This is a genomic window from Duganella sp. CY15W, assembly GCF_009857555.1.
Lineage (GTDB): Bacteria > Pseudomonadota > Gammaproteobacteria > Burkholderiales > Burkholderiaceae_D > Rugamonas > Rugamonas sacchari.
In genome coordinates this window covers 542,804-566,635 of the sequence record NZ_WWCQ01000001.1, presented here as the reverse complement: position 1 = coordinate 566,635, position 23,832 = coordinate 542,804, and the positions used below count along the sequence as shown (strand labels likewise).

Sequence of the window (23,832 nt, the reverse complement as noted above, 5' to 3'; positions counted from 1 at the left end):
GGTATGAAACCATACCGCCTTGCGGCTGGCGCCGCGCTATCCTTGTTGCTGTTGAACGCTTACGGCGAGCAGTTTTATCAAACCAAGACGCCGTATGCGCCGCAGCAGGCCAGCGCCAGCTACGAGGCGGCGCCGTCCGGCTACAAGGCGGTGTACACGCAGATGCTGGCCCGCCATGGCTCGCGCGGGCTAAGCAGCTTCAAGACCGACCTGGCGCTGTACAACCTGTGGCAGCTGGCCGCCAACGAGGATGCGCTGACGCCGCTGGGCCGCATGCTGGGTCCGGACCTGGAGCAGATGATGCAGGCCAATGCGCTGCTGGGCTACGGCGTGGCGGGCATCACCAAGGCTGGCTATGGCAATGAGACCGCACAGGGCGTGGCCGAGCACACGCAACTGGCCCAGCGCCTGCGTGCGCGCCTGCCGGAGCTGTTCCGCGATGCACCAGCGGCCAAGCGGCGCGTGCTGATCGTCACCTCCGGCAAGGACCGCGCCGTGGATAGCGGCTATTTCTTCGGCCGCTCGCTGGTGAAGCAGCAGCCCACGCTGGAACCGCTCATCGACGCCAGCATCGACCGCTTCCAGCTCTACTTCCATAAGCTGAATACCAAACAGGACACGCTGGTGACGGAGTCCAGCCTGGCCTACCAGCGCTGGGCCAAAAGCGATGAGCTGAAAGCGCGCGAGGCAGCCGTCCACGCGCAACCGCGCCTGCAAGCAACGGCGCGCGCCACGCTGGAACGCCTGTTCACACCCACCTTCATTGAGGCGCTGGACCGGGGCCAGCGCAGCGCGGCCAACACGGGCACGCGCAGCTACACCAGCGCCGATGGCAAATTCACCAGCGACCTGACCGGCGATGGCGAAATGAAAATCGCCAGCATCACTGACGCCGCACTCGCGCTGTACGAACTGTATGCGGCGGCGGCCGACATGCAGACCGAACTCAAAGCCGACTTCACGCGCTACGTCCCGGCCGAACAGGCACGCGTGTATGCAGAGGCGGAAGACGCCATCGCCTTCTACGAAAAGGGACCGGGCATCGCGGAAAACGGCGACGTCACCTGGCGCATGGCAGGTGCGCTGCTCGACGATTTCTTCGCCGAGACAGACACCATCGCCAACGGCGACCTGTCGCACGCCGCCAAGCTGCGCTTCGCCCACGCAGAAATCGTCATCCCGTTTGCCAGCGCCCTGGGCCTGCCCGGCATGTCCGGGCAGCTGCCGCGCGCCGCAACCTATAGTTACGAAACCAGTCCGTGGCGCGGTGCGCAAGTGGCGCCGATGGCCGCCAATATCCAGTGGGATGTGTATAAAAATGCAGCCGGCCGCACGCTGGTGCGCATGCTGTACAACGAAAAAGAAATGGACTTCAAAAGCGCCTGCAACGACGCCAGAATCGCCCCCGCCAGCCATTTTTATGATTACAGCAAGTTGAAACGTTGCTATAAGTAGCATCAAGATTATCAAATGCGCTATACCAAAAGGCACTTCTGGCCGAATAGCAACAATTAATACAAATCGGAACGCACGTTTCAATTGTGCTCGGTGTAAACTCAAGCGGTCACTAGACTAAGAGAGGACACCATGAACCAGATGTCGAGACGCCAGTTCCTTCGGGTGACTGGCGCGACCATCGCGGGTTCGAGTATCGCGCTGCTTGGCTTTGCACCGGCGACGGCTTTGGCCGAAGTCCGCCAATACAAGCTGGCGCGCAGCACCGAAACCCGCAACACCTGCCCCTACTGCTCCGTCGGTTGCGGCTTGCTGATGTACGGCCTGGGCGACGGCGCCAAGAACGCCTCGGCCAGCATCATCCACATCGAAGGCGATGCCGACCACCCGGTCAACCGCGGCACCCTGTGTCCGAAAGGCGCGAGCCTGATCGACTTCATTCACTCCCCCAACCGCCTGCTGGCGCCGAAGTACCGCGCACCAGGTGCGAGCGACTGGTCGCCGATGTCGTGGGATGAAGCGCTCAACCGCATCGCCAAACTGATGAAGGCGGACCGTGACGCCAACTTCGTCGAAAAAACCGAAGACGGCAAAACCGTCAACCGATGGACCACCACTGGCATGCTGTGTGCATCGGCCAGTACTAATGAAGTCGGCTACCTGACCCATAAAACCATGCGTGCCACTGGCATGCTCCCATTCGACAATCAAGCACGCGTATGACACGGTCCAACGGTGGCAGGTCTTGCCTCGACATTTGGACGTGGTGCGATGACGAATCACTGGGTAGACATCAAGAATGCCGATGTCATCCTGGTCATGGGCGGCAACGCAGCAGAAGCACACCCTTGCGGGTTTAAATGGGTCACGGAAGCGAAAGCGCATCGCGGCGCCAAGCTGATTGTGGTCGATCCGCGCTTTACCCGAACCGCTTCGGTGGCGGACTATTACGTCCCTACCCGTACCGGTGCGGACATCGTTTTCCTGGGCGGTATCATCAACTACCTGCTCACCAACGACAAAATCCAGCACGACTACGTCCGCAATTACACGGACATGCCGTTTATCGTGCGCGAAGATTTCGCCTTTAACGACGGCCTCTATTCGGGCTGGGACGACAGCAAGAACAAGTACACCGACAAGAGCAGCTGGAACTACGAGATGGGCGACGACGGCTATGCCAAGGTCGATCCGACGCTCGAGCACCCGCGCTGCGTGTACCAGCTGATGAAGAAGCACTATGCACGCTACACGCCGGAGATGGTGGAGCGGGCCTGCGGCGTGCCGCCGGAGAAATTCCATCACGTGGCGGAAGCGCTGGCTTCGACCGCAGTACCGGGCCGTGCCGCGACCATCCTGTATGCACTGGGCTGGACCCAGCACTCCACCGGTGCGGAAACCCTGCGTACCGGCGCCATGATCCAGCTCCTGCTGGGGAATATGGGCATTGCTGGCGGCGGCATGAATGCGCTGCGTGGCCACTCCAACATCCAGGGTCTGACCGACCTGGGCCTGCTGACCAATATGCTGCCGGGTTATCTGACCTTGCCAGGCGAGGCGGAACAGGACTGGGATGCGTATGTGGCCAAGCGCGCGTTGAAACCGCTGCGTCCAAATCAGCTCAGCTACTACAGCAACTCCAAGAAATTCCTGGTCTCCTTCATGAAGGCCTGGTGGGGCGATGCGGCGACCGAGGAAAACAACTGGGCCTTCGACTATCTGCCCAAGCTGGATAAGCCGTACGACATGATGCAGGCTTTCGAGCTCATGATCCAGGGGAAGATGACCGGCTATATCTGCCAGGGCTTCAACATCCTGGCGTCGGCGCCGGACAAGCAGAAGACCACCGATGCCTTGTCCAAGCTGAAATGGCTGGCCATTATGGACCCGCTGCAGACCGAGACGTCCGAGTTCTGGAAACCGCATGGCGACTTCCACAAAGTCGATCCGACGCAGATCCAGACCGAGGTATTCAGCCTGCCGACCACCTGCTTCGCGGAAGAACGCGGCTCGCTGGTCAGCTCCTCGCGCGTGCTGCAGTGGCACTGGCAAGGCGCTGAAGGTCCTGGCCAGTCGAAGAGCGATCTCGAAATCATGTCAGGCATCTTCCTGCGCATGAAGAAGGCTTACCAGACCGACGGCGGCAAGTTCCCGGATCCGATCCTGAACCTGACCTGGAACTATGCCAACCCAGCCTCGCCGACACCGGAAGAACTGGCGATGGAATACAACGGCAAGGCGCTGAAAGAGATCACCGATCCGAAAGATGCGACCAAGGTTATCCTCAAGAAGAACGAGCAGCTGGCAGGCTTCGCCCAACTCAAGGACGACGGCAGTACTGCCTGCGGTTGCTGGATCTTTGCCGGGTCGTGGACTGCCGCCGGCAACCAGATGGGCCGCCGCGACAACAGCGATCCGTCCGGCATCGGCCAGACGCTGAACTGGGCATGGGCCTGGCCGGCCAACCGCCGCGTGCTGTACAACCGCGCATCGTGCGACCCGAAAGGCAAACCGTGGGACCCAACCCGCAAGCTGATTGCGTGGAACGGCACCGCGTGGGGTGGCGTCGATGTGCCGGACTACAAGGTGGATGAGCCGCCGGAAAACGGCATGGGTCCATTTATCATGCTGGCTGAAGGTGTGGCGCGCTTCTTCGCGCGTGATGCGATGGCGGAGGGTCCGTTCCCTGAGCACTATGAACCGTTCGAATCACCGATCGGCCATAACCCGCTGCACCCGAACAACCCGAAAGCCTTCAACAACCCGGCCGGCCGGATGTTCCCGAACGACCGCAAGAAGCTGGGCAAGAAGGAAGAGTTCCCGCATGCGGCGACCAGCTATCGCCTCACCGAGCACTTCCACTTCTGGACCAAGCATGCGCGCTTGAATTCCATTATCCAGCCGGAGCAATTCGTCGAGATCGGCGAAGCGCTGGCCAAGGAAGTCGGCGTGGTGCATGGCGACCGTGTCAAGGTGACGTCGGGACGCGGCTACATCATCGCGAAAGCCGTGGTGACCAAGCGTATCAAGCAGTTGACCATCGATGGCAAACCGATGCACCACGTCGGCCTGCCGATCAACTTTGGCTTCAAGGGGCTCACTAAACCGGGCTACCTGGTTAACACGCTAACGCCTGTTGTGGGCGACGGCAATTCACAGACACCGGAATCGAAGTCGTTCCTGGTGAAAGTGGAAAAAGCTTAACGGCCGGAGGAGATAAACATGGCATTACAATCACTTGATATCAAACGCATGTCGGCAACGACGGTGCAGACACCGATGGCCCGTACACCGGTGACCGGCACTGTCGCCAAGCTGATCGACGTCTCCAAGTGCATCGGCTGCAAGGCTTGCCAGACGGCCTGCATGGAGTGGAACGACCTGCGCGACGAGGTGGGTGAAACCACCGGCGTGTACGACAATCCGCTGGACCTGACGCCGCAATCCTGGACCGTCATGCGCTTCTCGGAATACGAGAACACCAAGGGCGACCTGGAATGGCTGATCCGCAAGGACGGCTGCATGCACTGCGAAGATCCGGGCTGCCTCAAGGCCTGCCCTTCGCCGGGCGCGATCGTCCAGTACACCAACGGCATTGTCGACTTCCATCAGGAGAACTGCATCGGCTGCGGCTACTGCGTGGCCGGCTGTCCGTTCGACGTGCCGCGCATCTCCAAGCACGATAGCCGCGCGTACAAGTGCACCCTGTGCTCGGACCGCGTGGCCGTCGGCCAGGAACCTGCGTGTGTAAAAACCTGCCCTACCGGCGCCATCACCTTTGGCACCAAGGAGGACATGAAGGAACACGCGGAGGAACGCATCGAGGACCTGAAGTCGCGCGGCTTCGCCAACGCCGGCCTGTACGACCCGGCCGGCGTCGGCGGCACGCACGTGATGTACGTGCTGCACCACGCAGACCAGCCGACCTTGTACCACGGCTTGCGCGAGAATCCGAGCATCAGCGCCACCGTGGGCTTGTGGAAGGGCCTGACCAAGCCGTTGGCATTGGCCGGCATGGCCATCACTGCACTGGCGGGCTGGTTCCACTACTCGCGCATTGGTCCGAATGAAGTCAGCAAGGAAGAGGAAGCCGAGGCAGTCGAGGAAGCACAACGTATCAGGGAGGAAGCAAAATGAGCTCGCCCAACCGTGATAAAGACGGCAATCCGCTGATCCAGCGCTACACAAAGAATGACCGTAGCAACCACTGGGTCACGGCGATCTGCTTCGTTCTGCTGGCGGTCTCCGGTCTCGCCATGTTCCATCCGGCGACGTCGTGGCTGGCGGTATTCCTCGGCGGCGGCCAGTGGACGCGCATCCTGCATCCGTTTATCGGACTGGTGATGTTTGTGTCGTTTGCGTTGCTGGTGGTGCGCTTCTGGCACCACAACCACATCGACGCAGCCGACAAGCAGTGGCTCAGGCAGATGGATGATGTGCTCAACAACCGCGAAGACAAGCTGCCCAAGATCGGCATGTACAACGCCGGCCAGAAGCTGCTGTTCTTTGTGCTCATCGCTTCGATGTGCGGTCTGCTGTTGTCGGGCATCGTGATCTGGCGTGCCTACTTTGCGTTCTACTTCCCCATCGAAGTAGTGCGCTTTGCAGCGCTGCTGCATGCATTCAGCGCGTTTGTGCTGATCTGCTCCATCATCGTGCACATCTACGCGGCCTTCTGGGTCAAAGGTTCCATCGGCGCCATGGTACGCGGCACGGTCACCTACGGGTGGGCGCGCAAGCACCATCCGCGCTGGTTTGAAGAAGTGGTTCGCAAGAGCCAGGACTAAGCCTGCGGTGGTGGCTGTCGTTTTAGGATTAGAATACTCCCTGAGCCGGCAGCCACTCGCCACCGGCAATACGGGAGATTTTTTTGGTACAACGCTTGTTAGAACCAGGCGAGATCGAAACCCTCGATCACACCGCCATACCTCGTCTGCTGCTCCCGGAAGCACGCAGTCTCTTTACAGCGCGCGCCACACGGCTGCGCCAGTTGGCAAATAATCAAATCAAAGGCATTCCCGTTGGCGAAACGCTGAGTGGCTACCTGAACATGATGGCAGCCCTGGTGGATGCACAGGCGGCCGTGATCCGTACGCTGCCGCCGGAGACGTTTGCCCTGCCCGATGCGGCGGGCATCCAGATGGCGATTGATCATCACATGCCGCCGCTGCCCGTCAGCGGCCAGCGCCCGCCGACGTGGCGCCGTGTGTTTGACGCCATCCTCGATCAACTGGACTCGCCAGCAGCAAGCCAGCCGCAATTGGCGGTGGTGCTGGCGGAATTGCGCTCGCTCGACACAGCGCAGCTGGAAGGCTGTGCGGATGCGGTGCTGGCCGAGCTGACGGAGGGCGTGCATCCGCTGCATGCGCCGTTTGTGGCGGCTGCCCTGCAAGTGATGTGGACCATGCGCGCCAGCCAGCTGGAGGCGCCGCGCGTGCAGCCGCTGGTGACCAACACCTTGTGTCCCGTGTGCGGTTCGCATCCGGTGGCCAGCGTAATCCGCATCGGCGGGCAGTCGCAGGGCTATCGCTACCTGCAATGCGCGTGCTGCTCCAGTGAGTGGCATATGGTGCGCGTAAAGTGCTCGTGCTGCGAGAGCACATCGAACATCGCTTACCAGAGCATCGAACCGGAAGGCGGCCTGCCAGCGCCGACGGAACCGGTCAACAAGGCCAACGATCCAAGCAAGGTAGCGCGCGCCGAGACCTGCGATGACTGTCATACGTATCGCAAGATATTCAACCAGGAGCATGACTTCTACGTCGATCCACTGGCTGACGATCTGGCCAGCCTGGCGCTGGACCTGCTGGTCGGCGAGGCCGGCTACGCGCGTGCCAGCGGCAACCCGCTGTTGTGGTTCAACGCGGAATGAGCACGTCGTCCGCCACCGCGCCGGCAGGCGCAATCCGCCTCCCCGCCGTCCACCTGATCCTGTCGGACCAGGGCTGCGAGGCGCTGATCGCCGAATATGGCCGCGTGCAGACGCTGGAAGCCGCCCGCGCGCTGCTGGCCGAACTACGCGCCATGCTGCTGGCCGCCCGCGATGGCGGCGACACCAGCATTCCGGCCTTGCTCGCCATGCTGTCTGCCCGCCTGCGCGAGCAAAATGCATCGCCGCTACGCCCGGTCTTCAACCTGACCGGCACGGTGCTGCACACCAATCTGGGCCGCGCGCTGCTGCCCGACAGCGCAGTGCAAGCCGTGGTTGACGCAATGCGCTGGCCGATGAACCTCGAATGGGACATCGATACCGGTAAACGCGGCGACCGCGACAACCTGATTGAAGACCTGCTGCTGGAACTGACGGGCGCCGAAGCCGCGACCATCGTCAACAACAACGCCGCCGCCGTGCTGCTCATGCTGAACACGGTCGCGCTCAACAAGGAAGTCATCGTCTCGCGCGGCGAGCTGGTAGAAATCGGCGGCGCCTTCCGCATCCCCGACGTGATGACCCGCGCCGGCGCCGTGCTGCACGAAGTGGGCGCCACCAACCGCACGCACCTCAAGGACTACGACGAAGCCGCCGGCCCGCAAACCGCGCTGATGATGAAGGTCCACACCAGCAACTACGCCATCACCGGTTTCACCAAGAGCATCGAGCTGGACGAACTGGCCCCGCTGGCCAAGAAGCACAACATCCCGCTGGCCGTGGACCTCGGCAGTGGCACGCTGGTCAACCTGGAGCAATACGGCCTGCCGCACGAAACCACCGTACGCGAGGCCATCGAAGGCGGCGCCGACCTGGTCACCTTCAGCGGCGACAAGCTGCTGGGCGGGCCGCAATGCGGAATCATCGTCGGCCGCAAAGACCTGATCGCGCAGATCAAAAAGAATCCGCTCAAGCGCGCCCTGCGCGTCGGCAAACTGACGCTGGCCGCACTGGAACCGGTGCTTGCGCTCTATCGCGCACCGGACCTGCTACCGGAACGCCTGACCACACTCAAGCTGCTGACGCGTCCCGCCGCCGACATGCGCGCACTGGCGCAGGCCATCCTGCCGTTGCTGCAAACCGCGCTGGGCGCGGGCTATGTCGTCACTGATGAAGCGATGATGAGCCAGATCGGCAGCGGCGCCCTCCCCGTCGACCAGTTACCCAGCTACGGCCTGGTGGTACGGCCCACCGCCGAGGGCCGCATCAGCAACGCATTGGGCGTGCTGGAACAACGCCTGCGCGCGCTGCCACTGCCCGTGATCGGCCGCGTCGCGCAAGATGCACTGTGGCTCGACCTGCGCTGCCTGCAGGACCACCAGCAGCAGCGCTTCATCGAACAACTGGGCCAGCTCGCAGCATGATCGTCGGCACCGCTGGCCATATCGACCATGGCAAAACCACGCTGACGCGTGCCCTCACCGGCGTTGATACCGACCGCCTGAAAGAAGAGAAGGCACGCGGCATATCGATTGAACTGGGATACGCCTACACGCCGCTCGGCGACGACGTGCTGGGCGTGATCGACGTGCCCGGCCACGAAAAGTTCATCCGCACCATGGCAGCGGGTGTCACCGGGATCGACGCCGCCCTGCTGGTGATTGCCGCTGACGATGGCATCATGCCGCAGACCCTGGAGCACCTGGCCATCCTGCGCCTGCTGGGCGTGAAGCGCGGCGCCGTGGCCGTGACCAAGATCGACCGCGTGGATGCCGACCGGCTGGAGCAGCTGGAAGCCGAGATCCACGCGCTGCTGGCGCCAACCGATTTCGCCGGCGCGCACATCTTTCGCACCAACGCCACGGCCGAAGGCGACGTCGGCGTCAAGGCGCTGCTGCACCATCTGGCGCAGATGGCCGCGACACTGCCGGCCAACGATGAGCGCCGCCTGTTCCGCCTTGGCGTCGACCGCGTATTCACCCTGGCCGGCCAGGGCACCATCGTCACCGGCACCGCGCTGGCCGGCAGTGTACGCGTGGGCGACACGCTGCAACTGGCGCCTGGCGGCCAGCAAGTGCGCGTGCGCAGCATTCATGCGCAGAACCGCGCAGCGGAGGTGGGACGGGCCGGCCAGCGTCTGGCGCTGAATCTGAGCGGTGCGGCAAAAGAAGACATCGCACGCGGCACATGGGTGGTCGCGCCAGCGCTAGGCGAGTGCTCGGAGCGCATCGATGTCGAACTGACCTTGACGCCAGACTGCGGCCTCACACTCAAGCCATGGTCGCCAGTGCATGTGCATTTGGGCGCGGCCCATCACACGGCCAATGTGGTGATGCTGGAAGGCGACGTACTGGCGCCCGGCCATACCAGCCGCGTGCAGCTGGTGCTGGACGCGCCCGTGCATGCCGTGCCCGGAGACCGCTTCGTGATCCGCAATGCACAAGCCACTGCCACCATCGGTGGCGGCATGGTGCTTGATCCCTTCGGACCGGCGCGCAAACGACGCAGTGCGGCGCGCATGGCTTGGCTGGATGCGCTGGCGGCCTACGTCGCCCATTGCGACATCGGCGCCCTGCTCGCACGTGGTCCGCTGGGTTTGCGCATGTCCACGCTGGTGCGCCTGTCGCAACTGCCGGCGCTGCAAATCAGCGCGCCCGCCGGCACACTGGAAGTCGCGCTGCAAGGCGGCGACAAACTGTTGATCGCTACCGCCGAAGTGCAGGCGCTGCAGACGCGCATCCTGGCAGCACTGGCCGAATTCCACGTACGCGCACCGGACGATGCCGGGCCGGAGCTTTGGCGATTGAAGCGCATCGTCGCACCGGACATGGAAGACCGTCTGTGGAGCCGCCTGATTGAAACCCTGTTGGCCAGCGGCGAGATCAAACAACGCGGCCGCAGCTTGCACCTGCCAACCCATAGCGTGGAACTGAGCGCCGAAGAACAGGCGCTGGCCGCACCGCTGATGGCGTCCTTGCTGGCGGGCGGCTTCGATCCGCCATGGGTACGCGATCTGACGCGCGAGCATGCGATGCCAGAAGCGGAGGTACGGCGCCTGCTACTCAAACTCGCCAAGACGGGAGAGCTGAACCAGGTGGTGCCGGATCTGTTTTATCATCCGCAGCGGCTGGATGAACTGGCGCAGCTGGTCGCCACGCTGGACGAAGTGCAGGCCTCATCGTTCCGCGACGCGACCGGCCTCGGACGCAAGCGCGCCATACAGATATTGGAGTTCTTTGACCGCGTCGGCTATACTCGGCGGGTCGGCAATGTGCACCTGATACGGCCCAACGCCGTGTGGTCGTACAGCGTTTAAGCAGCACCTACGGAAGGCATACTCATCCGGTGATGGGGCCGGGCTTCAAACCCGGTGGGGGGCGTCAGCCGCTCCCTCGTAAGTTCGACTCCTACTGCCTTCCGCCATTCACCGTGGCCACGACCATGTCGATCGCCGCATCGAAGTCCGCCGGGGTTTCCTGCAGCAGGGACCACATGCGGTTATGTTCGGCGCCTTTCACCACATGCAGCACCCGCGATTCGGCACGGCGCGCGGCATCGACCAGGCGCTCGGGAATCTCCAGCGGGATGGTGGCGTCGTGCTCGGCGGCGATCACCAGCAGGCGGCCTTCAAAGTGCGACAGGATCTCCCAGGCATCGCTGTCGGACCAGCTGCGCTCACGGCGGATCACGGCTGAAAAATCGGGGCCAAACGGCACTTCATAGGCAGATGGCGTATAGACGCCGGGGACCATGAGCACCAGCGCATCCACCTGCTGGCTTTGCGTCAGCCGGATGGCGTTGTACGCGCCCATGCTGGCGCCAAACACGGCCAGCGGCTGCGGCAGCGCGTGCGCCGCAGCGACCGCCGCCGCCTGGCGCGTACGGCTGGCCACCGACGACTGCGCCAGCGTGCCGCCCGTCTCACCATGGCCGATGCAATCAAAACACACGCTGCCCAAGCCACGCTGCTGCAGCGTGCCGCGCACCAGGCGATGCCCGTGGCGGCTGCTCTGGCCTGCGCCATGCACATAGAGGATGCGATTGCTGTCACGGCCCACATAATGGTCGGCTTTCAGCGCCATGCCGTCAAACGGCACTTCAAATTGAACAATGGTAGACATGGCACGCAGCCTACCCAAACGCGACAGCTTTGTAAATCCAGGTAAGGAATCGCGCGTTGCTTTGCAGCATTTTTTCTTCAGTGATAAAATGTATTTTAGAAATGAATATTTCTTTTATATAACATCTTAACGCGGAGCTGCCATGAGATTATCCGATATGAAGGTCAGCAACCGGCTGGCCATAGGCTTCGGCGCCACTTTATGCCTGCTGCTGGCAGTCGCCATCGCCAGCTGGATGAGCATACGCCAGACCGCCGCCGATACCGACGCCCTGCTCGCCCAGCAGCTCAGGACCGAACGCCTGGTCACTGCGTGGCGCGGCATCGTGGAAACCAATGTCCAGCGCGCGCTGGCGGCGTCCAAAACCAGCGATCCCGCTGCGCAGAAGATGTTTGAAGACGGCATCGCCACCAGTTCCCGGCGCGCCGAAGACAACCAGCGCCAGATCGTCGAGCTGCTCGATGACGCGCAAGCCAAGGCGCTGTTCGCCACCGCGCAGGAAAAACGCAAGGCCTATCAGGCCGTCCGCAAGCAAGCCTTTGCAGAGAAGGCGGCAGGCAATGTGGACCAGGCCAACCAGATCATCGAGCAGCAGTTCATCCCCGCCGGCGACACCTACGTGGCGGCCATGGGCGCGCTGGTCGATCGCCAGAAGGCCGTGATTGATGAAATCGGCGTGACCATCCATGACCGCAGCGCGGGCTCGGCGTGGATGATTTTTATTCTGAGTACGGCTTCGGTCGTGCTGGCCGTGCTGCTGGGCTGGCTCATCAGCCGCTCGCTGCTGCGGCAGCTGGGTGGTGAGCCGGGCTATGCGGCCGGCATCACGGACCGTATCGCAGCAGGCGACCTGACCGTGCATGTGGACCTGGCGGCCAACGACCGCACCAGCCTGCTGTTCAGCATTGCAGCGATGCGTGATCGCCTGGCGGCCATCGTCAGCGAAGTCCGCCACAGTACGGATGCAGTGGCGACGGCTTCCGATGAAATCGCCAGCGGCAATCAGGACCTGTCTTCGCGCACCGAGCAGCAGGCCGGTTCGCTCGAGGAAACCGCGTCCTCGATGGAGGAACTGACGGCCACCGTCAAACAGAATACCGAGTTTGCGCGCCAGGCCAATCAGCTGGCAGCCAGCGCATCGGGCGTGGCAGTGCGCGGCGGTGAAGTGGTGGGCGGCGTGGTATCGACCATGGAAGCCATCAGCGCCTCGTCGCGCCAGATCGTGGACATCATTGGCGTAATTGACGGCATAGCGTTCCAGACCAATATTCTGGCACTGAATGCGGCGGTGGAAGCGGCGCGCGCTGGCGAACAGGGCCGTGGCTTTGCCGTGGTCGCAACGGAGGTGCGCAACCTGGCGCAGCGCTCCGCCAGCGCGGCCAAGGACATCAAACAGCTCATCGGCGAATCGGTGGAAAAGATCGCCAACGGCGGCATGCTGGTCGACGAGGCGGGCAAGACCATGGAAGAGATCGTCCACAGCATCCGCAATGTCAGCGAGATCATGGAGCAGATCACGGCCGCCAGCGGTGAGCAGGAAGCCGGCATTGAGCAGATCAACCAGGCCATCATGGAAATGGATGGCGTGACGCAGCAGAATGCCGCGTTGGTCGAACAAGCGGCGGCAGCGGCCGAATCGCTGCAGGGTCAGGCCGGCAATCTGGCCGAGCTGGTCAGCGTGTTCAAGGTGGACGCCGCGCAGCGGCCGGGCAGCGCCAGCGTGACGCCCATTGCCACAGCACGTGGCCGCGCAGCTGCGGCATCCGCACCGGCCCTGCCACGCCTGCGCGCCGGCTAGCGCGGGCTTACTGCGCCGCGTTGCGTTCGCTGATGAGACGGGCTTTGAGCCCGTCGCGCGAGGCGGCAACGTAGCGCTTGCAGGCGCCGCCGTCGCCAATCAGCGTGCCGCGCGCGGCCTGCTCGCGCAGGGCAGCGGCGTCCGGGTGGGACGCCACCATCACATCGCAGGACAGACGGCTTAGCGCGGTATAGCTGGCGCCGTAGTTCTGCACGATGCTGTTGTGGGCGCTGAAACGGTAGCCTTCGCTGGCCAGGGGATTGAGGCTGTCGGCAAACACCATCGACGCGCAGCGCCCTTGCTGGCACGCGGTCCATGTCCAGCTGACGCCGCTGCTGGTGTGGCCCGGCGTGTAGACCGCCGTCACCGCCAGCGGCCCTACCCGCACCGTTTCGCCATCCGCCACCGCCTGGGCGGCGCCAATCTGCGGGAATGGCGACAGGTCCTTGAATTGCGGATCATCCTCCCCTGCCATTCCCTGGCGCAAAGCCTGCACCGATGCCGGACTGGCCACCACAATCGCACCACTCAGGCGCTGCAACTCCGCAATGCCACCGGCGTGATCGCCGTGCACGTGCGAGTTAAGGATCAGCCTGATGTCTTCCACCTTGAAACCCAGCGCGCGGATGTGGTCAGCGATGCGCGCGGCCGATTCCTCCAGGTCGCCATCAATCAGGATATGGCCTTCCGGCGAAGTAATCAGCACGGACGCTACGCCCTCCATGCCAACATAATAGCTGTTGCCGTACAGCTGGAATGGCGCGACGGGGGTTTCCATCGCCGCATGGGCGGCCGTGATGGCGGTCAGGGCAAAGGGGAAAGCAATACGGCGTAACAGCGTCATGAAGCGAGTTGATGAGTTGGTCGGGGACGCAGATTGTACAATGGCCATATCACTCATCCGGGGAAAACAAGCAATGAAAAAGATCGCTCTGCAAGCCGCCGCTATCGGCATGGCGTTCGCCTCCTTTGCCGCAACTGCGGCGCCGGCACAAACCGCCGCACAACTCTATCAAGCCAATTGCGCCGCCTGCCACGGCAGCAAACTGGAAGGCGCGGTGGGTCCGACGCTGGGCGAGCACGCCTGGCTACACGGCGCACCAACCAGGGCCAATCTGATCAAGATTATCAGCAAGGGCGTGCCGGAGAAGAATATGCCGGCCTGGTCGCCTGCACTCAACGCTGCACAGATCGGCATGCTGGCCGATTACATTGCCGCCAATGCGAACAAAAAACTGGCGGCGGCGCCTGCTGCTACGGCTACGACGACGACGGCAGCCAAGCCGGCGGCGACTGATCTGCTGAGCGGATTCAAGCTGCCGAAAGGCTTCCGCATCAGCGTCTACGCGGATGGTGCGGCGACAGCGCGCAGCATGGCGGTGTCCGACAGCGGCATCGTGTATGTCGGTTCGCGCAAGGCCGGCAAGGTGTATGCGCTGGTGCCGCGCGCGGACAGGCAGAGCGCCGAGGTGGTAACCATCGCCGAGGGCCTGGAAAATCCCATCGGCGTCACCTTGCTCAATGGCGCGTTGTACGTGGGTGAAATCAGCCGCGTGATCCGCTTTGACGATATCGATAAGCGCTACGCGCAGAAGCCTTCGTATGAAGTCGTCAAGGTCAGCCTGCCCAATGACAAATGGCACGGTGAGAAAGTCATGCGCGCGGGGCCGGATGGCAAGCTGTATATTCCGGTGGGCGCACCGTGCAATATCTGCGATACGGACAGCACCCGCAGCGCCAAGATCTACAAGATGAATGCGGATGGCAGCCAGCTCGAGGAAGTCGCGCGCGGTGTGCGCAACACGGTGGGCTTTGACTTCCATCCAGCCACCAAACAGCTGTGGTTCACGGACAATGGCCGCGATGAGCTGGGCGACAACACGCCGTCCTGCGAGCTGAACGTGGTCACCAAACCCAATCAGCACTTCGGCTTCCCGTACTGCCACGGTGGCGTAGTGCCGGATCCGCAGTTTGGCAAGGGCCGTACCTGCGAGGAATTCGAACCGCCAGTGGCCAAGCTGGGACCCCACGTCGCGCCACTGGGCATGAGCTTCTACACCGGCAAGCAATTCCCTGAAATCTACCGCAACAACATCTTCGTCGCCGAGCACGGCTCGTGGAACCGCGAGAACAAGATCGGTTACACGGTCCATCTGATCACGCTGTATAACAGCAAGGTCGTCAGCGACACCGCCTTCATCGACGGCTTCCTGCGCGGCGACGAAGTGGTTGGCCGCCCGGTGGATGTCGTCACGCTGGCGGACGGCTCCCTGCTGGTCTCCGACGACTACGGCGGCCGCATCTTCCGAGTGACTTACGACGGCAAGTAATTAGTCAGGGAAGAAATCCTGATCCAGCACCTGCGCCATCGGCCAGGGGCTGGCATCAGGCAAGTCAAAGCAATTGTGTTCACCGGCCACCTTGAGTAGCGCGTCCAGCCAGGCATCTTCCAGCAGTTCGCGGCCGTACAACGACTCTCGCAAACTGGGCATGCGTATCAGCATGCGATGAATGCGCTGACGCTGCAATTCAATCAAACGTTGCCAGAGTTGGCAGCGGTTACCCTCCTGCCCGCGCCATCGCGCGAGGTGCGCCAGCAATTCGGCACACCGGTCACACAGCATATGCTGCCAGCGTGTATTCACGCCGTCGATTTCTTCGGCGACGTGCTGCGCATCAACCAAGGTGTAATCGCCTGACCGCAACCAGAAAGCCTGCTCCTGCGCCCATGCAACAACGTCACGCTCGTATGGGTTAGTCATTTTTCACCCCGGCAAAAATTCCTGAGATAGCACCATCTCAATAGACCACGGCATACAGGTTGGCAAGTCTGGCAAGCCGGTTTCAACGAAGGTACTGGTTCGGGCATGAGCATAGGTAGAATTAAGCCAGGCCGCATTGGATAACAGCGGTTTCAGACTGGGGCAAATTTTAAGATCACGCTGAATGGCAATCCGTTGCTCTTTGATGGTGCCTCGCCAGCTATGGCTACGGCGAGAAGGCTGATGTGACCATTTCAGCAAATGGGAGATCAGCACGCACAAGCGGCTTTGCAGCTCGCGTTTTTCGCTCTTGCCCACATCATCGATCTCCTCTGCGATGTTGCCAATATCAAGCTGTGACCACTGGCCCGTGCGCAGTAGATGAGCTTGCTGTTCAGCCCAGGCGATGACGTCTTCGTCGTAGAGATTGTCCATGGCGTCCTCCTCTGTTACTTGGACAGCCGGGCGTTAAATAAGTTCAGCCTAGATGGGACAATAGGGTTGCGATGCGCTGCTCTACCGAGCCGGAGAGCAGGATATAGGGGATGTGGCGGCGCTGGAGTTCGGCGAGATACCACGCGTGCTGCTGCAGTCGGAAACTGGCTTCGCGGCGCGTGCCGTCCTGGATGAAGTCGATGTCCGGCGCGCACAGGAAGACATGGTCATAGCGGCGCTCAGCGCGCTGTTCTAGTTCAGCGTCAGCCTTGCCAAACATCTCGAGCGAATAGAACAAGGTAGTCAGCGCGGAAGTATCGCAGAACAAATAGCGGAAAGCCTTCAGGTGCAATGCATCTTCGCGCTGCTGCTGCACCACGGCGATCTGACGCATATCTTCATATTCCAGATGGCCGTCTTTTTCCACCCACAGCTCACGCCCGTATTCGGCCACCCAGGCCGTTTCCATGCGCGCGGCAATCGCCTCCGCCACCGTGGACTTGCCACTTGACTCGCCGCCCAGGAAGCACACGGTCTGCACAAAACTTGCGTACACCTCGGCCGACAGGAAGGACCGGTGCGCGTGCGGATCGTTGCGTATGCGCGTGCCGGAGATCGGTACCGCCTTGCGCGCCTGGTCCACCTGCACATGCTGCACGGGATGCCCGCCAAAGTAGCGTGTCAGTTCAGCGGCAAAGCCGTCGCCATAGTCTTCGCTCGTGAACACGACATCGACCCTACGGTTCAGGAAATGCGTACACGCCCATCCCATCAAACGTCGATGGGTCAGTTCATCGGCGTCGTTATGCGGCAGTGTGTGTTCGTCGTTGTGCAGCACCAGCAGGATCGCCTCTGGAAAGCGCGCCCGCAGCCATTGCTCGCGCCTGCGCGAGTCGCAACCTGGCAGCTCAGGTTCCGAGTAGCTGATGATGACGGTTTCCTCGCACGCCGTCATGGCACGGCGTATCAACAGCTCGTGCCCAAGATGCAGGGGACTGAATTTACCCACCACTAAACCGGTGCGAAATTGCTTCATGCACGCGCGCCTTCCATGTCCGACGTGTATTGCACGGTTTTGTCTTCCGCGGTCAACTGTTCCAGTGTCACAGCGCCGGGGCCAAACACATGCTCCAGTGCGGCGCGCGCCTGTTCGCCCAATGGCGTCATTGCCTGCGCCAGGCGCAAGACCACGCTGCCATCCGCATGCTGGTGCACGCTGAAATGCGGTATCGGCAAATGCTGTAAAGCGTGCGTCACGTCGATATTGTTGATCCAGCCGCCAAGCGCGCGATAACGTACCGGTGAACGCCCGGACAGTCCGACCAGCACAGGCTCGCCGTCGCCGCTCACCGCCAGTGAGGCGAAATCGCCAGTGCGGTAGCGCAGCAGCGGCAGGCAGAAATTGAATCCACCCGTCAGCGTAATTTCACCGCGCTGCCCTGCTGCCACCGGCTGTCCCGCCGGATCCAGTATCTCGACGTAGAGCTGCGGCTGCAGCGGTACGTGGCCACCCACGCGCGCATCGTACACGGCAACCGGGCCAACCTCGTTGAGCGAATAGATGTCCAGCACCGGGCAGGCAAAGCGCTGCTCCAGCTGGGCGCGCAAAGCAGGCAGCAACAGCATGGATACCGACAGCAAGGCGCGTGGCCGCATCGTCAGCGGCAGCTTTAACAGTTCAGAGAACGAGATGGGATCACCGGCCAGCACTTCCGGCGCCAGCGCATCCAGATACACGGCGCGGTCCTCCGGCACACGCCACTCATCGGGATACAGGTTAATCTTGGCCAGCCCCGATTCACCCATGGCCGGCGTCACCGACACATAGGTAAAGCAGCGCTGCTGATAGCCGAGCAGCACCACGCCTACCTGCCCTTGTCCGTGCGTCAGCTCGACGCCAAAACGGCGCAGTGCGCGCTTGTGAAACGCCAGGTAGCGTGCCGCCACCACAGGATGCGATGCGATCAGCAGCGGATGGCCCGTGGTGCCAGTGGTGCGGAAATTGATCATGCGTGCGACGTCGGCACTATCCGGCACAAAGGCCGCGATGTCGGCGGCAAAGTCCGCACGGCTGATCACCGGTATTTCCTCCAGCTCGCGGAATGGCGAACCCAGTTGGCGGTAGTACGGCACACTGGCAAAAGCCGTCCTGATAAACTCATTCAGCCACGCAGGCTTGGCATCGGCTGGCCAGCCTACGGCGGCGGTAGCGATATCCCTCTCGAACTGGCGGACCTCTTCCACCTCATGCGCCAGCAGCTTGTTGCCACTGTGATTGCGGTACAACGGTGCAGCAGGATGTTCACGCATGAAGGCCAGCATCGCGCGGCCAGCAGCAGTCAGTGTAGGAAAGCGCTCGCGGTCTTCATCGGCATTGGTGCCATTCATTCGCGCGACCACTTGTCTGCCGATTCTTCGGCTGCCTTGCGTGCCAGGGCAGCGCGAATATCGGCTGCGCGCTGTTCCGCTGCGCGGCTGGCTTCCAGCAAGCGCTTGCGCTCAACGCCACTGATGCCAGACAGCCTGTCCGTCGCTTCGGCGACCGATTCCCCGGCAGGCCGGTAATCCAGCCGCGCCAGCACCACGCGTACCAGTTCCTCCCGGCGGTCAGGATCGTGGACAAACTTGTGGGCAGCGTTGGCTTGCGCCATCTCGGCGACTGTTGCACCCAACAGATTCAGGACCATATTCTGCGGCGGCGTGACACTGTCGAACCACTCGTCCGCAAGCAGCCAGCAAGCGATCATCACCAATGCCAGACGATTACGGTCGCGCCGCGCATCACTGCTCACAAAGTACTCCAGCGCAGACAAGGGTGCACGCTGTCCATGCAGCGCCAGCACGTCGTTCACCAGCGCAGCCACATGCACTTTTCCGGACGTGCCGACGCGCGGCTCGTCGAGGAACTCGGCGGGCGTTTCGGCCAGGCGGTGCATCAGCGTTTCAAGGGTAGGACCGGACTTTTCCATCATGCGTGCTTTTTCTTTTGCGTCTTGAGCGGTCCATAGTGGCGCCGGCTGAAGGCTTGTGCGAATTCTACCAAGTCTTCAAACCGGGCGATCGCGTGGATGTTCCAGCCTTGCTGGTCGCGTGCGCGCTTTAAGGCCTTATACGCATCCTGGTACCATTTCGAAGCCTTGGTGTTATCCCAGTCGGCCGGCATATTCAGCGCCATGGTGCCGCCAGCACCACCGTTGTCCAACGCTCTGGCGGAGATGTCCCAGCCATCGTTGCCTTGTTCGTCGTGGTCAAACATGGTGGTGATGCCGTCATCCGAAATCATCAGGATGTGCGTATTGTGCGCGCGCCTGGTTTTAAACGTCTCACGCAACAGATGTATGGGAAAGCTGGTGCCACCGCCAAAGAAGCCAGTCAGCACGGCCAGCACCTCATGCTCGTTACGCACAAAGCCCTTGGTTGCCAGCGTGTGGCCCTTGCCGCTCCACAGCGTAACCTGGACACTGGAACCAGCACGCAAGGCAGACAAGGCGATGATGGCGCCCGCCAGCGCAAGATACGAAATGCGCTGGCGCGGGTCGGGCATGGAACCGGAACTGTCCACATACATGTCCAGGTCTACCGGCACCGGCTTGGCGGGACGGCCAGCACCGGGACCGTAGCTGCGCTGCACGGTGGTCAGGCCCGGAATCACACGCGGGCTCTGGATCACGCTTTGCAGCCAGTCGATCTGCTCCAGTGGCTCGCCAATCTGCCAGGGCTCCCATCCTTCCGGATGCAGTTCGGCCGACTCAGGCTGCGGCATTTTGGGAAAGGAGATCAGGTGCGGCAAGGCGCGCTCGCGATAGTAACGTATGGCGATTTCTTCTTCGCTCAGTTTTACACCGCTGGCCTTGAGGATTTCGCCATACTCATAAGGCTCGCGTGTCTGGCCGGTCTGCTGGTCTGCGGGCTTTTCCGCAGGCGGTGTTTCGTCCAGTCCTGAAATGCGCCGGTCGTGCACAGGATGGATGGGTTCCTCCAGTTCTCCCGGTTCGATCTGCTGCCCTCCGGATGGCTCACAGCCCTCCGCAGCGTCACGCGTATCGAACATGCGCTGAAACTCGGCCGATGTCTCCTGCCCTTCCACCAGATACGGCAGCAGCAGCGTAGCGAAGCGGGTCGCGCCGTCCATCCAGTCCTTCGCATAGACGCGGATCAGACGTGCGCCCAGCCAGGCATCGGTATCCATCGCTTCCGTCGCCGCGCCACCACCAAGATCGCCCTTCGGCAGCTTCCACAGCTGCTCATAGATGCGCATGTATAGCAGCCATATTTTGCTGCTGGCGGGCTCTTTACGATGTCCTTCCAGACGGCGGTAAATATCATCCATCCGCAAGCCCGCCTGGCGCTGCAGCCTGTCGTTGATGTAAAGATCCGTGTACAGATTGGCGACCAGCGGCGCATGCGCCTCCAGTGTCGGCAAGGAGCGGCGCAGGCGGGCCAGCAAACGGAATTGATCCGCAGCGCTGGCAGGCGCCAGAACGTGATGGCCGATTTCATGGGCCAGGATCTCAACCGCGTAATCTTGCAGACCTAGCTGCTCGACGCTTTCAAGGTCCACCACCACACTCTGGTCCACTAGCCGTATCATCGCAAAGCTGCCACTCAAGCCTTCTTGCGCAGCTTCCATCGAGGTCTGGCACAAACGCGCATCGCGCAGGCGCGTGAAGCGGCTCCAGGTCGCCAATGCTGGCTGCCAGCCTGCGCGCCATTGCTCCAGCAGCGGCGTATTCATCGCAGCGGCAGCACGCGGATGGCGTGGCTGAACGGGGAAACGATGGCCGCGGCGCTAGCGTTACACACAACCTTCACTTGCGCTCCTGGCAGATCCAGCTCCACCAGGCGGCCGTTGAGCGTCAGCCGCTGGCCAGAGATGCTGATGTGCGATGCGGTGGCTGGCGGCTGCGGATGGGCGTATTCGTCTTCGGTGGCGGGATGCAGTATCGCGCCGCAGGCATCGGCCATCAATAGAAAATACCGCTCACCGCTACACACCCAGAACCCCAGATCGGCCGGGCGCACTTCGGGTGGTTCACTGAACTCGCCGCCAAAGCCGGCAAAGCTGCCGATCTCGATGCCCGCAGCAAGACGCTGGCGTGCAGCCTCATTCGGCGTCCACCACGGGTCACGCAACAAGACCTCGCGCAAGGCTGACCAATGGGTGCCGCCGTTAGCGCCAAAAGCGGCCAGCGCCAGCGTTGCCGGCAAATTGTCAGCAGCGGCAATCGCACCAGCGCGGTAATGCGCCATGCCGGCACGCCAGGCGCAAATCTGGCCCACGGCGCCAAGCTGCTGCAGGTCAGTGGCCTGCGGCGCCAGTTGCTGCATCAAATCCAGCCACTCCTCAACGCGTACGCCCTGCCTCTTCTGCAGATGCAGCGCGGCGTTAGTCAGCATGCCCAGAACTGCTGACGGCCGTTCCCCCAGCAGCCCCGCATAGCAAGGTGCCAGTTCGCTCCAGACGCGCCGCACCAGTACGCCGGTGTGTCCGTGCGCCGCCAGCTCCAGCGCCAGGTCATAGACAGCGACGGCTGCCGCACCAGCACGATCAGGCGCACGCTCTGACACCGCGCAGACGACAGCATCTGCCGCCGACGACAGGAAGGCGCTGAATGCGTCAGTATCAAAGCCCTGATGGCGGCGGCGCGCTTCGGCCACGCGCCGGTTGAATTCCGCGCGGCCCGCCATCAGCAATTGAGCGAATTGAGCGGAGATCATGCTTGCGAGCGCACCCAGACCAGATAGTTGGTGTAGCGCTGGTGCAGGTACTTCAGCTTGAGCAGATCATCGTACAGATGGCCATACAGCTTGCGGCCTTTGATTTGCTCATTCACATGGCGCTCGATCTTGTTCAGGCGCGCCAGCACATCGCGTTCGCTCAAGCCATCCAGGCCTTCTGCAAACTGCGCTGCCAGCTCGCCCACAGGATCGTGCTGGTCCAGATCCAGACGGTCGTAGTCGGCGTTCGACAAATCGAACAGGCGGCGCAGCCAGCTGATACGGTCGGTCCGATAGGCGGCGTTTTCCGGCAGGCCGAAGAACGGCGCATCCAGATCCGGCTGCAGCTTGTCGTGCAGGACGAACGGCAGCACCTGGCGTACGTCATCCAGATCGATTTCGCCATTACCGCGGAAGTAAGCCAGCGCTTTCGAGTAGATCAGCAGCGTCATCAAATTACGCACCGAGATGCCATTCAGCGTCTGGCAGCCCAGGTCTTTCAAGCGATCCCGCCCGCTGTCTGCAGCAATGACTTGGCCCCAGTCGAAGCCCGACAGGCGCGCCGTATCTTTGGTCATGTACTCAAACTGCCCGCCAGCCGTCTCCAGCAGCTCGAACTGGCTGGTGAAGAACTCCAGCCGGCGGCGTATCGGTTCCGGCACGACCACCGCACGGACTTCTTCACCCATGCGGTCCACCTCTTCCGGCGTGAAGATAATTTCTGCCGGGACCAGCTCCTCCGGCTTGAGGTTTTCCTCGATGCGCACCAGCAGTTCGCCCAGGAAGCGCGGATTGAAAGCCAGCGCCTGCACGATGACATCGATGCGGTCACGCAGCGCTTCGATCACCTCATACGTGCCGCCGCCCTGATCGTCATTGGCCGTCAGATACCACGCCGACTCCGGGCATTCGTAGATATGGTTCAGGACTTCTGCATAGTTATCGCCCATCAGCGTCAGCAGCGCACTCTGCGTGCGTGGCGGGATGCGGTTGTATTCATCGATGATCTTGACGCGCATGCCCAGCCAGGTGCGCCAGGCGATACGAATATCGTCCATGTTCTGCGCATTGACCAGATCTGCGGGCAAAGGATTACCGAGTAAATCAGCAATGGTCATTTGCGGGTGGCCGTGCTGCATCGCGCGCTTCACCTGCTTGACGCTCGCGCCGGACAGCACGCCCATCAAGATGGCGCTGGCCGTTTTGCCGCGTCCCGGGCCGCCAACGAACAGGCATTTGCGGCGCGTGGCAAAGGTCAGCAGCGGCAGCAGTACAAAGCTGGAATAGCTCTGCGCCGACGGCAGATTCAAAGGCCGCTTGCTGTCGCCAACCGAATACGATTGCGCCGGACCGTGGTTGTACTCGATGTCGTAGTGCGAGCTGATGATCGCGTTATTGACGATCCAGAAGTAAGCCTGCCGCAGCTTCTCGTCCAGCGGCTGCGCGCCGGCGTCGCCCTGCTGCGTGACGTTGAGCGGACCTTGGTAAAGATCCGCCACATCAAACTGGCGCGGCTTCGGTGGCGCCTTGGGATTGGTGGGCGCTTTGGAAATGCGCTGAAACAGATTAAAGGGAGGCATCGGCACATCCGCTTAAGAAATTGGCAATAGCCAAGTATAACGGAGCAGGAATAAAACGTTCCGCACGGATTGTTCAGTGCTCTTTAGCGGACCG

Annotated in this window: 19 protein-coding genes and 1 tRNA gene; 10 read left to right on the top strand and 10 right to left on the bottom strand. The window is 62.1% G+C overall.

Annotated features, from left to right (window positions below):
* Positions 1–3 precede the first annotated feature (3 nt).
* From GTP58_RS02665 to GTP58_RS02630, 8 genes are all read left to right on the top strand, one after another.
* Positions 4–1,455: a histidine-type phosphatase gene (locus GTP58_RS02665; RefSeq protein ID WP_161076165.1), complete on the top strand. Its 1,452-nt coding sequence runs from the start codon at positions 4–6 to the stop codon at positions 1,453–1,455.
* A 132-nt stretch (positions 1,456–1,587) separates the two neighbouring features.
* Positions 1,588–4,659, top strand: a complete 3,072-nt coding sequence (gene fdnG / locus GTP58_RS02660) for a formate dehydrogenase-N subunit alpha (RefSeq protein ID WP_161076164.1) — start codon at positions 1,588–1,590, stop codon at positions 4,657–4,659.
* Positions 4,660–4,677: 18 nt separating this feature from the next.
* On the top strand, positions 4,678–5,592 hold the full coding sequence (gene fdxH / locus GTP58_RS02655; RefSeq protein ID WP_072780647.1) for a formate dehydrogenase subunit beta: 915 nt from the start codon (positions 4,678–4,680) through the stop codon (positions 5,590–5,592).
* Entirely contained in the window at positions 5,589–6,242 is a 654-nt protein-coding gene (locus GTP58_RS02650) for a formate dehydrogenase subunit gamma (RefSeq protein WP_072780649.1), read from the top strand. The genes fdxH and GTP58_RS02650 overlap by 4 nt, the downstream gene beginning before the upstream one ends.
* An 83-nt stretch (positions 6,243–6,325) precedes the next feature.
* Positions 6,326–7,327 (top strand): formate dehydrogenase accessory protein FdhE, encoded by a 1,002-nt coding sequence (gene fdhE / locus GTP58_RS02645; RefSeq protein ID WP_161076163.1) that lies wholly within the window; start codon positions 6,326–6,328, stop codon positions 7,325–7,327.
* Positions 7,324–8,748 (top strand): L-seryl-tRNA(Sec) selenium transferase, encoded by a 1,425-nt coding sequence (gene selA, locus GTP58_RS02640; protein ID WP_161076162.1) that lies wholly within the window; start codon positions 7,324–7,326, stop codon positions 8,746–8,748. Before fdhE ends, selA begins: the two co-directional genes overlap by 4 nt.
* Positions 8,745–10,640, top strand: a complete 1,896-nt coding sequence (gene selB, locus GTP58_RS02635) for a selenocysteine-specific translation elongation factor (RefSeq protein ID WP_161076161.1) — start codon at positions 8,745–8,747, stop codon at positions 10,638–10,640. Before selA ends, selB begins: the two co-directional genes overlap by 4 nt.
* 11 nt (positions 10,641–10,651) lie before the next feature.
* Positions 10,652–10,747: transfer RNA gene (locus tag GTP58_RS02630), tRNA-Sec, on the top strand.
* Here the strand turns inward: GTP58_RS02630 and GTP58_RS02625 are convergent.
* Entirely contained in the window at positions 10,732–11,445 is a 714-nt protein-coding gene (locus GTP58_RS02625) for an alpha/beta fold hydrolase (protein WP_161076160.1), read from the bottom strand. The genes GTP58_RS02630 and GTP58_RS02625 overlap by 16 nt on opposite strands.
* Before the next feature lie 142 nt (positions 11,446–11,587).
* On the opposite strand from GTP58_RS02625, the gene GTP58_RS31700 reads away from it, so the two are divergent.
* Positions 11,588–13,243 carry a methyl-accepting chemotaxis protein gene (locus GTP58_RS31700; RefSeq protein ID WP_161076159.1) on the top strand — a complete coding sequence of 552 codons (1,656 nt, stop codon included), beginning with the start codon at positions 11,588–11,590 and terminating at the stop codon, positions 13,241–13,243.
* A gap of 7 nt (positions 13,244–13,250) precedes the next feature.
* Here the strand turns inward: GTP58_RS31700 and bla are convergent, their stop codons facing one another.
* Positions 13,251–14,087 (bottom strand): subclass B3 metallo-beta-lactamase, encoded by an 837-nt coding sequence (gene bla / locus GTP58_RS02615; protein WP_161076158.1) that lies wholly within the window; start codon positions 14,085–14,087, stop codon positions 13,251–13,253.
* A gap of 73 nt (positions 14,088–14,160) precedes the next feature.
* Between bla and GTP58_RS02610 the strand changes: the two genes are divergently transcribed.
* Positions 14,161–15,573, top strand: coding sequence for a c-type cytochrome (locus GTP58_RS02610; protein WP_161076157.1), 1,413 nt, complete (start codon positions 14,161–14,163; stop codon positions 15,571–15,573).
* On the opposite strand, the gene GTP58_RS02605 is transcribed toward GTP58_RS02610, so the two are convergent.
* From GTP58_RS02605 to GTP58_RS02570, 8 genes are read right to left on the bottom strand one after another with little or no spacing between them, the layout of a single operon-like run.
* Positions 15,574–16,005: a DUF29 domain-containing protein gene (locus GTP58_RS02605; protein ID WP_161076156.1), complete on the bottom strand. Its 432-nt coding sequence runs from the start codon at positions 16,003–16,005 to the stop codon at positions 15,574–15,576.
* A gap of 3 nt (positions 16,006–16,008) precedes the next feature.
* Positions 16,009–16,440, bottom strand: a complete 432-nt coding sequence (locus GTP58_RS02600; protein ID WP_161076155.1) for a DUF29 domain-containing protein — start codon at positions 16,438–16,440, stop codon at positions 16,009–16,011.
* 43 nt (positions 16,441–16,483) lie between these two features.
* On the bottom strand, positions 16,484–17,476 hold the full coding sequence (locus GTP58_RS02595) for an AAA family ATPase (RefSeq protein WP_161076154.1): 993 nt from the start codon (positions 17,474–17,476) through the stop codon (positions 16,484–16,486).
* The gene (locus tag GTP58_RS02590) at positions 17,473–18,828 is read right to left on the bottom strand and encodes a capsule biosynthesis protein CapK (protein WP_161076153.1); all 1,356 of its coding nucleotides are present in this window, start codon (positions 18,826–18,828) and stop codon (positions 17,473–17,475) included. The genes GTP58_RS02595 and GTP58_RS02590 overlap by 4 nt, the downstream gene beginning before the upstream one ends.
* Positions 18,825–19,412, bottom strand: a complete 588-nt coding sequence (locus GTP58_RS02585) for a hypothetical protein (RefSeq protein WP_161076152.1) — start codon at positions 19,410–19,412, stop codon at positions 18,825–18,827. The genes GTP58_RS02590 and GTP58_RS02585 overlap by 4 nt, the downstream gene beginning before the upstream one ends.
* On the bottom strand, positions 19,409–21,175 hold the full coding sequence (locus tag GTP58_RS02580; RefSeq protein WP_161076151.1) for a VWA domain-containing protein: 1,767 nt from the start codon (positions 21,173–21,175) through the stop codon (positions 19,409–19,411). Before GTP58_RS02580 ends, GTP58_RS02585 begins: the two co-directional genes overlap by 4 nt.
* Entirely contained in the window at positions 21,172–22,158 is a 987-nt protein-coding gene (locus GTP58_RS02575; RefSeq protein WP_161076150.1) for a hypothetical protein, read from the bottom strand. Before GTP58_RS02575 ends, GTP58_RS02580 begins: the two co-directional genes overlap by 4 nt.
* The gene (locus GTP58_RS02570) at positions 22,155–23,738 is read right to left on the bottom strand and encodes an AAA family ATPase (protein ID WP_161076149.1); all 1,584 of its coding nucleotides are present in this window, start codon (positions 23,736–23,738) and stop codon (positions 22,155–22,157) included. The genes GTP58_RS02575 and GTP58_RS02570 overlap by 4 nt, the downstream gene beginning before the upstream one ends.
* Positions 23,739–23,832: the final 94 nt, after the last annotated feature.

Bases quoted from the DNA above. Each gene is read 5' to 3' on its own strand.
- selB (WP_161076161.1), top strand. From the start codon at position 8,745: ATGATCGTCGGCACCGCTGGCCATATCGACCATGGCAAAACCACGCTG.
- GTP58_RS02600 (WP_161076155.1), bottom strand. From the start codon at position 16,440: ATGGACAATCTCTACGACGAAGACGTCATCGCCTGGGCTGAACAGCAA.
- GTP58_RS02570 (WP_161076149.1), bottom strand. From the start codon at position 23,738: ATGCCTCCCTTTAATCTGTTTCAGCGCATTTCCAAAGCGCCCACCAAT.
- GTP58_RS02575 (WP_161076150.1), bottom strand. From the start codon at position 22,158: ATGATCTCCGCTCAATTCGCTCAATTGCTGATGGCGGGCCGCGCGGAA.
- GTP58_RS02665 (WP_161076165.1), top strand. From the start codon at position 4: ATGAAACCATACCGCCTTGCGGCTGGCGCCGCGCTATCCTTGTTGCTG.
- selA (WP_161076162.1), top strand. From the start codon at position 7,324: ATGAGCACGTCGTCCGCCACCGCGCCGGCAGGCGCAATCCGCCTCCCC.
- GTP58_RS02590 (WP_161076153.1), bottom strand. From the start codon at position 18,828: ATGAATGGCACCAATGCCGATGAAGACCGCGAGCGCTTTCCTACACTG.
- GTP58_RS02650 (WP_072780649.1), top strand. From the start codon at position 5,589: ATGAGCTCGCCCAACCGTGATAAAGACGGCAATCCGCTGATCCAGCGC.
- GTP58_RS02595 (WP_161076154.1), bottom strand. From the start codon at position 17,476: ATGAAGCAATTTCGCACCGGTTTAGTGGTGGGTAAATTCAGTCCCCTG.
- GTP58_RS02580 (WP_161076151.1), bottom strand. From the start codon at position 21,175: ATGAATACGCCGCTGCTGGAGCAATGGCGCGCAGGCTGGCAGCCAGCA.
- GTP58_RS02625 (WP_161076160.1), bottom strand. From the start codon at position 11,445: ATGTCTACCATTGTTCAATTTGAAGTGCCGTTTGACGGCATGGCGCTG.
- bla (WP_161076158.1), bottom strand. From the start codon at position 14,087: ATGACGCTGTTACGCCGTATTGCTTTCCCCTTTGCCCTGACCGCCATC.
- GTP58_RS02585 (WP_161076152.1), bottom strand. From the start codon at position 19,412: ATGATGGAAAAGTCCGGTCCTACCCTTGAAACGCTGATGCACCGCCTG.
- GTP58_RS02605 (WP_161076156.1), bottom strand. From the start codon at position 16,005: ATGACTAACCCATACGAGCGTGACGTTGTTGCATGGGCGCAGGAGCAG.
- GTP58_RS31700 (WP_161076159.1), top strand. From the start codon at position 11,588: ATGAGATTATCCGATATGAAGGTCAGCAACCGGCTGGCCATAGGCTTC.
- GTP58_RS02610 (WP_161076157.1), top strand. From the start codon at position 14,161: ATGAAAAAGATCGCTCTGCAAGCCGCCGCTATCGGCATGGCGTTCGCC.
- fdxH (WP_072780647.1), top strand. From the start codon at position 4,678: ATGGCATTACAATCACTTGATATCAAACGCATGTCGGCAACGACGGTG.